Genomic DNA, 211 nt, shown 5'->3' with positions numbered 1-211 from the left:
CTCAGAAGTGAAACGCCGTAGCGCCGATGGTAGTGTGGGGTCTCCCCATGCGAGAGTAGGGAACTGCCAGGCATCAAATTGCAGTAAACCGGGATGAAGAGTCCGGGTGGTGACAAAGAAATTCGGTGGAGCGGTAGTTCAGTTGGTTAGAATACCTGCCTGTCACGCAGGGGGTCGCGGGTTCGAGTCCCGTCCGTTCCGCCACTTATTA

The 211-nt window shown here is 55.9% G+C and carries 1 tRNA gene; it reads left to right on the top strand.

Features of this window, described 5'->3' with window-relative positions:
• Positions 1–127: 127 nt before the first annotated feature.
• Positions 128–204: transfer RNA gene (locus OGX94_RS00845), tRNA-Asp, on the top strand.
• The last annotated feature ends 7 nt before the right edge of the window (positions 205–211 follow it).

It is taken from the genome of Citrobacter sp. Cpo037 (assembly GCF_030332945.1).
Taxonomy (GTDB): domain Bacteria; phylum Pseudomonadota; class Gammaproteobacteria; order Enterobacterales; family Enterobacteriaceae; genus Citrobacter; species Citrobacter portucalensis.
The sequence above is the reverse complement of the archived record's forward strand: the minus strand, read 5'-3'. Positions and strand labels throughout refer to the sequence as shown.